7 protein-coding genes and 2 pseudogenes are annotated in these 10,444 nt (G+C 65.5%); 6 read left to right on the top strand and 3 right to left on the bottom strand.

What is annotated here, in order from left to right; all coding sequences use genetic code 11:
* Positions 1-832 (top strand): glycine reductase (locus AC1D34_RS08345; RefSeq protein ID WP_476823988.1); only part of this gene is annotated, 832 nt, incomplete at its 5' end.
* 147 nt (positions 833-979) lie between these two features.
* A complete protein-coding gene (locus tag AC1D34_RS08340) occupies positions 980-2,578 on the top strand; it encodes an AMP-binding protein (protein WP_476823987.1) in 1,599 nt (532 codons plus the stop codon).
* 65 nt (positions 2,579-2,643) lie between these two features.
* Here AC1D34_RS08340 and AC1D34_RS08335 read toward each other — a convergent pair whose 3' ends face one another.
* From AC1D34_RS08335 to AC1D34_RS08325, 3 genes and pseudogenes are all read right to left on the bottom strand, one after another.
* Positions 2,644-3,591, bottom strand: a complete 948-nt coding sequence (locus tag AC1D34_RS08335) for a ring-cleaving dioxygenase (RefSeq protein WP_441507116.1) — start codon at positions 3,589-3,591, stop codon at positions 2,644-2,646.
* 251 nt (positions 3,592-3,842) lie between these two features.
* Positions 3,843-4,598 (bottom strand): metallophosphoesterase family protein, encoded by a 756-nt coding sequence (locus AC1D34_RS08330; protein WP_441490828.1) that lies wholly within the window; start codon positions 4,596-4,598, stop codon positions 3,843-3,845.
* Between the two features lie 72 nt (positions 4,599-4,670).
* A pseudogene (locus tag AC1D34_RS08325) lies at positions 4,671-6,994 on the bottom strand (bifunctional salicylyl-CoA 5-hydroxylase/oxidoreductase).
* 222 nt (positions 6,995-7,216) lie between these two features.
* Here AC1D34_RS08325 and AC1D34_RS08320 point away from each other — a divergent pair.
* From AC1D34_RS08320 to AC1D34_RS08305, 4 genes and pseudogenes are all read left to right on the top strand, one after another.
* Positions 7,217-7,972 carry an SDR family NAD(P)-dependent oxidoreductase gene (locus AC1D34_RS08320; protein ID WP_441507113.1) on the top strand — a complete coding sequence of 252 codons (756 nt, stop codon included), beginning with the start codon at positions 7,217-7,219 and terminating at the stop codon, positions 7,970-7,972.
* Positions 7,973-7,976: 4 nt separating this feature from the next.
* Positions 7,977-8,422 (top strand): annotated as a pseudogene (locus AC1D34_RS08315) (MarR family winged helix-turn-helix transcriptional regulator).
* A complete protein-coding gene (locus AC1D34_RS08310) occupies positions 8,419-9,252 on the top strand; it encodes an enoyl-CoA hydratase family protein (protein WP_476823986.1) in 834 nt (277 codons plus the stop codon). The pseudogene AC1D34_RS08315 and the gene AC1D34_RS08310 overlap by 4 nt, the downstream one beginning before the upstream one ends.
* A 1-nt stretch (position 9,253) precedes the next feature.
* Entirely contained in the window at positions 9,254-10,444 is a 1,191-nt protein-coding gene (locus AC1D34_RS08305) for an acyl-CoA dehydrogenase family protein (protein ID WP_441507111.1), read from the top strand.

Genomic DNA, 10,444 nt, shown 5'->3' with positions numbered 1-10,444 from the left:
GCCCTACGCATGGGCGCATTACGCCGCGGTGCCGTTTCAGGCTTTGGCGAGGCCTCTTTCTGAGTGCCGGGTGACGATCATCACGACGGCTGCCCCCTACCAACCGGACAAGGGCGATCAGGGGCCGGGAGCGCCCTACAACGCTGCAGCCAAGTTCTATTCCGTCTATTCCGCCGATAGCGGCGAGGAGCACGACCTGCGCATCGCCCATGTCGCGATCGACCGCACGCATACGACCGCCGAAGATCTCGGGAGCTATTTCCTGCTGGCCGCATTGCGCCAGGCGGCGATCTCAGGGCGGCTCGGCTCGATTGCACCGCGCTTCCATGGCTTGCCGACCAATCGCAGCCACCGCGTGACGCTCGAGGTCGATTGCCCGGAGATCGTCGCCCGCTGCAGGGCGGWTGCGGTCGATGCAGCGATTCTGGTGCCGAATTGCCCCGTCTGCCATCAGAGCGTCAGTCTCGCCGCCAGGGCGCTGGAGGAGAATGGCATCGCGACCGTTGTCATGGGTTGCGCCAAGGACATCGTCGAATATGTCGGTGTGCCGCGCTTCCTGTTTTCGGATTTTCCGCTCGGCAATTMCGCGGGGCGACCGAACGACCGCAGCTCCCAGGACGTTACGCTCGATCTGGCTCTGGCCACCCTGGAGCGGGCACCGGCGCCACGGACCACGGTGCAGTCCCCCTTGATCTGGAGTTCCACCCCGGACTGGAAGTTGGACTATTGCAATATCGAACGTCTTTCGCCCGATGAGATCCGGCAGCGACGGGCCGCCTTCGACATACAGAAGGAGACCGCCAGGGCAATCCGTGAACAGGCGCCGGGTTGAAGCCTCCGCTCTGGCGTGAAGCAGCGGCAACGCCGCAGAGCGCCGCTCGCAATTGACGATACCGCCGGATCTGCCGCAGGCTTTCGCCAGAAATCGCCGCCCTGCCCCTGGGCCGGATCAGAGCGATGCCTTGGAGGAGCGCGGCTGATGACGGTTGGCAAGGATTTGGCAGATGCCGCGAACGTGCCCGGGAGCGACGCGTGCGTGCTGCGCCACATGCTCGAGCGCCAGGCCAGGACAAATCCGGATCGGCGCTTCGTCCAGTTCTGGCCCGGCGCGACCTGGAGCTATGGCGAAACGCTGCGACAGGTGCGTTTGCACGCTGCCGCCCTTGCCGCGGCCGGCGTGAAGCAGGGCGACCATGTGCTGTGCTGGATGGGCAATGGCCCCGACCTGCTGGCGACCTGGTTCGCGATCAACTATCTCGGCGCCGTCTATGTCCCGCTGAACACCGCCGCGCGCGGCCGCCCGCTCGAATATGTGCTCGACGATGCCGACGCGGCGTTGATGGTCGGCCATCGGGCGCTGGTGCCAAGGTTGGCGGAGGTCAATCCCGGCAAACTGCGGCAGGTTCTGCTGGTCGGCGAGAGCGAGCAACGGGAGCCGCAGCTCGCAGGCGTCACCGTCGCCCCGTTCGAGCTCCCCGCCGTGGTTGCGGACGATACCCTGGCGCTGGAGCGTGCGATCGAGCCCTGGGACACCCAGGCGATCATGTACACCTCCGGCACGACCGGCAATGCCAAGGGCGTGGTGTCGTCCTATGTCCAGCTCTACACGATGGGGCCTGACGCATTCGACTGCATCGGCCCCGAGGATTGCTGCCTGGTCTGCGGCCCGATCTTCCATTGCGGCTCGACGCTCTATGTCTATGCGATGCTCGCCTGCGGCGGATCGATCGGCATGGTCCGCGAGTTCCGCACCGCCGATTTCTGGGATGCCGTTCGCGGTACCGGCAGCACTCTGGTCTTGCTGCTCGGCGTCATGGCGACGTTCCTGCTGAAGCAGCCGGCCAGTGCGTCCGACCGGGAACAGCCCCTGAAGAAGGCCTTCATCGTGCCCTTCGGCGAGGACGCCGTCTCGTTCCGCGAGCGCTTCGGCGTCGATCTGCACACCGTCTACAACATGACGGAGATAGCCAGTCCGCTCAGTGCCGGCCCCGGCATTTCAGAGCAAGGCCTGGCAGGCTTGCCGCGACCCTGGTTCGAATTGCGGGTCGCTGATGCTCATGACTGCGAAATGCCAAGGGGCGAGGTCGGCGAATTGCTGGTTCGCTCGCACCGGCCGTGGGCGCTGATGAAAGGCTACTATGGGAATGCCGAGGCGACGGTCGCGGCGATGCGCAATGGCTGGTTCCACACTGGCGACGCCTTTCGCCAGATGCCGGATGGGCGCTTCTTCTTCGTCGACCGGCTCAAGGACGTGATCCGCCGGCGTGGCGAGAACATTTCCTCCTTTGAACTGGAGAGCGAGATCCTGGCCCATCCCGGGGTTCGCGAGGCGGTTGCCGTCGCGGTGCCGAGCGAGCATGGCGAGGATGAGGTCCTGGCCGTCGTCACCCCCCGGCCGCCGGGATCCGCATCAGAGCCGAGCGGCTCGGCTGAGCCGCTCGGTGCGTTGGATCATCGGACCGGATACCGATCCGATGATCTCGCCTTTCGTGTGGGCACCGCTTGCCCGAGAACCACAATCCAGTCTCGGGCCGATGCCTCCAGTTCATCGGACCGGATATCGTATCCAGTCCGATGATCTAACCCGTTGTCTTTGCATCGGCTTTGCCCCGAAAACCGCAATCCACTTTTCGGGCCGATGCTTTAGAGCGGCTTCAGATTGGCCTCGATCTGCCGGCGCTTCGGTTCCAGGAACGGCGGCAGCGCGAGCTTTTCGCCCATCGTTTCGGCCGGCTCATCGGTTGCGAAGCCGGGACCATCGCTGGCGATCTCGATCAGGATTCCATTTGGCTCACGCAGATAGAGCGAACGGAAATAGAAGCGATCGACCGGTCCGCTATTGGGATAGCCGGTCGCGCGCAGGCGCTCCGCCCACTCATCGTACTCGCCGAAGGTCGGCGTCCGCAGCGCGAGATGGTGGACACCGCCCGCCCCTTCGCGTGCCTGCGGCAGGTCGGGCTCGACCGCGACATGCAGCTCCGCCGCCGGCCCGCCATCGCCGACCTTGAAGACGTGGATGTCGCCGGTCGCATGAGCCGCGTCGCGATAGTCCGCAATGCGCTCGAGGCCGAGCAGCTTGCCCAGCACGAGCTCGGTCCGCTCCAGCTTCGGCACGGAAATCGTCACCGGGCCGAGGCCACGGATCTGATGTTCTGTCGGCACGGAACTCCTGTCCCAGGCCACGAAGGGAATCGCACCGCCATCGGCGATCAGCGTCAGGCGCTGGCCTTCCGGATCCTCGAAATCAATCGCGGCGCGGCCATTGATGGCGCGGATATCCGAAACCGCGACGCCAGCCGCCGTCAGCCGCTCGCGCCACCAGTCCAGCGACGTCTCGTCACCGACGCGCAGGGCGGTGCGGGTAATCGAATGGGTGCCGCGCTTGGCCGGAGGAGCCGGCCAGTCGAAAAAGGTCAGATCGGTGCCGGGCGAGCCGGCGCCGTCGGCGTAGAACAGATGATAGGCCGAGGTGTCGTCCTGATTGACCGTTTTCTTGACCATGCGCATGCCGAGCGTCTCGACATAGAAGCGCCGGTTCTGCGGCGCGTTGGCCGAGATTGCGGTGACGTGATGGATGCCCGTGAGCTTCATAGGTGACCTCCTGATCGCTTCCTTGGCCCGTTGGCCAGTGTTCGCAGCAGAGATAACCGCTTTCGAATGCAACAACAGATCACGTGTTGCCACGACGACGTTGCGAAAATGCAATGATCTGGACTCTGCCTGTCCCTGTGAGTGGGTCAGGCGGGTTGCCCCGTCATTCCCACGATACAGGTCCGGCACGAGCCGGGGCCATTGGTTCTCGAACGAATGGTGGCCGGCGAGGTTCCGGGTTGCGATCCGGCTCAGCCCGTCGTCAGGATTCGCCGGCCGGTGCCTTCGAGCACCACGCAGGTTAGCTGCCCCGTTTCATAGGCGCGTGTGTCGATACCGATCCGGTTCGGGCGGATGACGGGCGCAGTCGTCGGCGTATGCCCGTGAACCACGACGAAACCGAAATCCTCTTCGCTGTCGAGAAATTCGTGCCGGATCCAGAGCATGTCTTGCTCGGATTGCTCGCCGAGCGGAATGCCCGGGCGGATGCCGGCATGCACGAAGAGATAGTCACCGCAGCGCCAGTTCAGGGGCGCCTGCGCGATGAATGCGGCGTGGTCGGCCGGTTGCGCTGCGAAGAAACGCTGCACGATCTGACGGCACGCCAGATCTTCCTCGACCTCGTCGAACTCGGCCACGTCGATGCCGTAGGATGCCAGCGTCTCGACGCCGCCAAACCGGCACCAGCGCAACACGAGATCGGGCGCATGGCGAATGCCGAGCGTGTAGTCCTCATGATTGCCGCGCAGCGTGACGAGCTCACGTTCACGCCGCTTGTCGATGAGATGAGCGATCACGCCAGAGGAGTCGGGACCGCGGTCGATATAGTCGCCAAGCATGACCTGGATGACGCGCTTGCCTGAGGCTGAACGGGCATCCGCTTCGATCTGGGCCTCGATCTCGCGCAGCAGATCGAGGCGGCCATGGACGTCGCCCACCGCATAGATGCGCAGGCCGTCAGGTATTGCCGGCTGGCGGCCGGCGAGCGGCGGGTTGGCGGCATCCATGGGCTTGGCTCCGGCGGTATCTGATCGCCGGGCCTTGTCGCCCGTCGTTTCGCGCGCGGCAAGGGCGAATGGCTAATGTGCGTCCGCGTGCCGCCCCGGCTTGGCCTTGAGCTTGAGCTCGGTCAGATCCTCGCGCTCGCGCGGCGTGTTGCGCATGAGCTGGTCCTTGCCGGGCTGGTACTGCACGGGTTGCGGGGTATCGACGCCATACCAGGCCGCAGCGCGCAGCACGAAGGACGGGTCCGCCAGATGCGGGCGCCCGAGCGCCACGAGATCGGCGCGACCGGAGGCAATGATCGTGTTCACCTGATCGGCCGTCGTGATGTTGCCGACGCACATGGTGGCGATGCGCGCCTCGTTGCGGATGCGGTCGGAATACGGCGTCTGGAACATGCGGCCATAAATCGGCCGGCTGTCATTGACGGTCTGCCCGGTGGAAACATCGACGAGGTCACAGCCTTCCCCGGCAAAGGCGGCCRCAATGGCGACGGAATCCTCAGGCGACAGGCCGCCTTCCTTCCAGTCCGTCGCCGAAATACGAACGGACATCGGCTTCTCCCGCGGCCAGGCCTCGCGCAGCGCCCGAAACACCTCGAGCGGGTAGCGCAGGCGGTTCTCGAGCGAGCCGCCATAGGCGTCCGTCCTGTGGTTCGTCAGCGGCGAGAGGAAGCTGCCAGCAGATAGCCATGGGCGCAGTGCAGCTCCAACATGTCGAAGCCTGCCCGCTCGCCGCGCTCGGCCGCGGCGACGAACTCGGAGCGCACGCGATCCATGTCGGCGCGCGTCATCTCGCGCGGCACCTGGCTCTCGGGATAATAGGGCAGAGGCGAGGCCGAGATGATCGGCCAGGCCCCTGCGGGAAGCGGCCGGTCCATCCCTTCCCACATCAGCCTGGTCGCGCCCTTGCGGCCGGCATGCCCGAGCTGAAGGCAAAACTTCGCGGCCGAGTTCGCGTGAACGAAGTCGACGATGCGTGTCCAGGCCGCCTCCTGCTCGTCGCTGTAGAGACCGGTGCAACCGGGCGTGATGCGGGCGTCGGGGGCGACGCAGGTCATCTCGCTGACGATCAAGCCCGGACCGCCGATGGCCCGCGAGCCGTAATGCATCAGGTGCCAGTCCGTCGGCAGGCCCTCTAGCGCAGAATACTGGCACATGGGCGAGAGCACCATGCGATTCTCGACCTGCATCTCGCGGAGCCGGAATGGCTGGAATGCGGGTGCCACGGGGGAGCCGTCGCGCTTGCGCCGCGCTGCAGGGCCGACTTCGTCAGCCACCAGCGTGTCGATGGCAGCGGCGAAGGCGGGCGCGCGCAGAGCGAGATTGTCATAGGTGATCGCCTTCGAGCGCGTCATCAGACCGAAGGCAAAGCGCAACGGATCGAAATCCCAGAACCGACGCAGTTGCTCGAACCAGACCAGCGAGACATCCGCCGCGTGCTGCGTCTTCTCGACCTCTTCGCGCCGGGTCCGTTCGTAGAGCGACAGGGCGGTGGAGACGTCGAGCTTCGCCTTGCCGAAGGCACGATGCAGCGCAATCGCGTCCTCCATTGCCAGCTTGGTGCCGGAGCCGATCGAGAAATGCGCCGTCGCCTTGGCGTCTCCGATCAGCACGACATTGTCCGAGACCCAGTTCTCGCAGCGGATCATCGGGAAATTGCGCCAGAGCGAGCGATTGGTGATCAGCCGGTGACCTTGCAGTTCCTCCGCGAAGACGCCTTCGAGGAAGGCGGCCGAGGCGGCTTCGTCCATGCCCTCCAGGCCAGCCTTCGCAAAGGTCTCGGGGTCCGTCTCCAGCACCCATGTCGAGCGCCCGGCCTCGTACTGGTAGCAATGGGCAATGAAGAGCCCGTGCTCGGTTTCCTTGAAGAAGAAGGTGAAGGCGTCGAAGGGCCGGGTCGAGCCCATCCAGGTGAACTTGTTCGGCCTGAGATCGACCTGTGGCCGGAAGCGTTCCCGCCAGCCTTCGCGGATGCGGCTGTTGATGCCGTCGGCCGCGACCACGAGATCGAAATTGCGCTTCAGCGCTTCGATATCATCGGCTTCCGTTCCGAATTTCAGCGTGACGCCGAGTTCTCGGCAGCGCTCCTGCACCAGCATCAGCAGCGAGCGGCGCGAGCAGCCGCAAAAGCCGTTGCCGGAGACACGATGGAGCGTGTCCTTGAAGCGGATCTCGATATCGTCCCAGTAGGCGAAATTGTCGACGATCGCGCCGTAGCTTTCGGGGTCGGCCGCCTTGAAGGTATCGAGCGTCTGGTCGGAAAAGACGACGCCGAATCCGAACGTGTCGTCAGGCTGGTTGCGCTCGAAGACCGTGACGTCCAGCGCCGGCCAGTCACGTTTCATCAGCAGCGCGAAATAGAGTCCGGCAGGACCGCCCCCGACGACCGCAATGCGCATCACCCATCCTCCCCGGCTGTGACGGATATTATTTTAAGCCTGAAATATTTTTTCCTCAAGGGGGATCGCCGTGGCTTCCGCGCGGAAGGCGGGAGCATGTCCAATCCTATACGTATCCGGCGATTGCGGCGCGCAATTCACGATCATGCGCTCGTTCCAAGCCTCGCTTGCAAATTGCTTCAGACCTAAAATATATTGCTCGGCATGAGGAGGCTCGGCGTCATGGACCTGGCGGGACGACATGCTCTGGTGACGGGCGGCGGGCGTGGCATCGGCCGGGCTGTTGCCGGCGCTCTCAAGGCGGCCGGTGCGCATGTCTCGATCATCGGCCGCAGCGCGGCGACCCTGCAGAGCGCCATTGCCGAGGGCGATGCCGACAGCTTCGCGCTCGCCGATGTCACCAATGAGGCAGCCGTCGCGGCGGCGATCGGGACTCTCTCCAGAGAACGGCCGCTGGATATCGTCGTTGCCAATGCAGGCGGCGTCGAGACCGGGCCGTTCCTGAAAAGCGACGCCGAGCGTTTCCGGCGGATGTTCGAGTTGAACCTGATCGGCACGGTCAATGCCTTCCGGGCGGCCCTGCCCGGCATGACCGAGCGCCGCGAGGGGCGGCTGATCGCGATCGCCTCTACCGCCGGGCACCGGGGCTATCCCTATGTCTCGGCCTATGTCGCGGCCAAGCATGCGGTCATCGGGCTGACACGCTCGCTGGCGCTGGAGGCCGCCCGATCCGGCGTCACGGTGAATGCGATCTGCCCCGGCTATACCGATACCGGCATGGTGGCAGACAGCATCGAGGCGATCACAGCCAAAACCGGAAAGCCGGGCGAGCAGGCGCTGGCGGAGCTGGTCAAGGGCAACCCCCAGGGCCGGCTGATCGCTCCGGAAGAGGTCGCGGCAGCCGTGCTCTACCTCTGCGGTCCCTCCAGTGCCGGGATTACCGGCCAGTCGATCCTGATCAATGGCGGGGAGTTCTAGAGCGATGGAAACACCCTCCCCCGGCCTCATTCTCGACCGTGAGACCAAGGCAAGCGAGCGTCCCGGCGATCACAAGGACGAGCTCAGGCTCTGGCTCAGGATGCTGACCTGCTCGACCCTGATCGAGACCGAGATCCGCAATCGCCACTGATGGTGTCGAACGGCAATGTCACCGCCGTCGTCGCCGGCCTGCTGGCCGACGGGTTGGTCGACAAGCGCCCGGCCGCTCAGGATCGGCGCGTCCAGGTGCTGACGCTGACGGCGCAGGGCCGCAAGAGTTTTCGCGCCATGGCGGAGCGGCATGAAGGCTGGATCGCCGAGCTCTTCGCCGGCCTCGACCAGCCCGAGATCGTCCAGCTCTTCCGCCTGCTCGGACAGACCAAGGCCTCTCTGCACCAGGCCATCAAGCGCCGCGCCGATGAAGCGGCGGGCCGGGGAGAGAACGCATGAGCATCGCCAACRCCACCATCTTGCCGCTCGCCGGTTTCAAGCCGGCGCATTTCGGTTTAGGCGTTGCCGGCAAGGTCGCGACAGTGACGCTGAACCGGCCGGACAAGAAGAACCCGCTTACCTTCGAGAGCTACCGCGAGCTCACCGATTTCTTCCTCGCCGCGCAGAAGGAGGAAGAGGTCAAGGCGATCGTGATCACCGGAGCCGGCGGTAATTTCTCCTCCGGCGGCGACGTCTTCGAGATCATCGGACCGCTGGTCGCGATGGACACCAAGGATCTGCTCAAGTTCACCCGCATGACCGGAGATCTGGTCAAGGCGATACGCGGCTGCCCGCAGCCGGTGATCGCGGCAATCGACGGCATCTGCGCCGGCGCGGGTGCGATCATGGCGATGGCCTCGGATATCCGCTTCGGCACGCCCGAGACCAAGATCGCCTTCCTGTTCAACCGCGTCGGCCTTGCCGGCTGCGACATGGGCGCCTGCGCGATGCTGCCGCGCATCATCGGCCAGGGCCGCGCGGCTGAGCTGCTCTATACCGGCCGTGTGCTCAAGGGCGAGGAAGCCGAGCGCTGGGGCTTCCTCAACCGGCTCGTCGGCAAGGAAGCGATGCTCGGCGAGGCGCAGGCGCTCGCCGGCGAATTGGCGGACGGGCCGACCTTCGCCAACGCGATGACCAAGCGCATGCTCGAGATGGAGTGGGCGATGTCGGTCGAGGCGGCGATCGAGGCCGAAGCCGTGGCGCAGGCGCTCTGCATGCAGACCGAGGATTTCGCCCGCGCCTATCACGCCTTCGCCGCCAAGCAGAAGCCGGTCTTCGAGGGGAACTGAGATGATCGGGACCGGCATTCTCGGCGATACGCTCGACTGGCCGTTCTTCGAGGATCGTCATCGCGCCTTTGCCAGGGATCTCGCAGAGTGGGCCGATGCCACTCTGCCCGGCCTGCCCCATGACGATGTCGATGCCGCCTGCCGGGCGCGGGTGAAGGCGCTTGGCGAGGCCGGCTTTCTGAGAGCGGTCGTGCCGGCAGCGTATGGCGGGCTCGGCGAGGCGCTGGATGTTCGCACGCTTTGCCTCGCCCGCGAGATTCTTGCTGCACGTGACGGACTCGCGGATTTCGCCTTCGCCATGCAGGGGCTTGGCACCGGTTCGATCTCCCTTGCCGGTTCGGAGGTTATGAAAGCCCGCATCCTGCCAGGCATCCGCGACGGCAGGCGCATTGCAGCCTTTGCCCTCTCCGAGAAGGAAGCAGGCTCGGATGTCGCCGCCATGGCGACGACGGCCGCGCCCGACGGCAACGGCCATGTCCGCATCGACGGCGAGAAGACCTGGATCTCGAATGGCGGCATCGCGGACCACTATGTCGTCTTCGTACGGACGGGCGAGGCGCCCGGCGCGCGCGGTCTCTCGGCCTTCCTGGTCGAGGCCGATACGCCCGGCCTGAGCATCGCAGAGCGCATCGATGTGATTGCGCCGCACCCGCTCGCCACGCTCCGCTTCGATTCCTGCCGTGTCCCGGTCGGCAACCGGATCGGAGGGCCCGGCGACGGATTCAAGGTCGCGATGGCGACGCTCGACATCTTTCGCTCGACGGTTGGTGCCGCGGCGCTCGGCTTCGCCCGGCGCGCGCTGCACGAGACCGTGTCGCACGCCAATGGCAGGAAGCTCTTTGGCGGAACGCTCGGCGATCTCCAGCTCTCGCAGGCCGCGATCGCGGACAGCGCGGCCGAGGTCGATGCCGCAGCCCTGCTGGTCTATCGGGCGGCCTGGACGAAGGACAAGGGTGCGCCGCGCGTCACGCGCGAAGCTGCGCTCGCCAAGCTCGTCGCAACCGAGAACGCCCAGCGCGTGATCGACCGCGCCGTCCAGATCCATGGCGGGCTCGGCGTGACCAGGGGCGTCAAGGTCGAGGAGCTCTATCGCGAGATCAGGGCGCTCAGAATCTATGAGGGCGCCAGCGAGGTTCAGAAGGTCGTCATCGCGCGCGATCTCCTGAAGGCGCATGCCATGAGCGGAGGCTGA

This window comes from Allobosea sp. P1_A7 (assembly GCF_056406775.1).
Note: the sequence above shows the minus strand (reverse complement) of the source record. Positions and strands in the feature narration are given on the sequence as shown.

Excerpts from the sequence above, each read along its gene's own strand:
- AC1D34_RS08330 (WP_441490828.1), bottom strand. The coding sequence starts at position 4,598 with ATGGATGCCGCCAACCCGCCGCTCGCCGGCCGCCAGCCGGCAATACCT.
- AC1D34_RS08335 (WP_441507116.1), bottom strand. The coding sequence starts at position 3,591 with ATGAAGCTCACGGGCATCCATCACGTCACCGCAATCTCGGCCAACGCG.
- AC1D34_RS08320 (WP_441507113.1), top strand. The coding sequence starts at position 7,217 with ATGGACCTGGCGGGACGACATGCTCTGGTGACGGGCGGCGGGCGTGGC.
- AC1D34_RS08305 (WP_441507111.1), top strand. The coding sequence starts at position 9,254 with ATGATCGGGACCGGCATTCTCGGCGATACGCTCGACTGGCCGTTCTTC.
- AC1D34_RS08340 (WP_476823987.1), top strand. The coding sequence starts at position 980 with ATGACGGTTGGCAAGGATTTGGCAGATGCCGCGAACGTGCCCGGGAGC.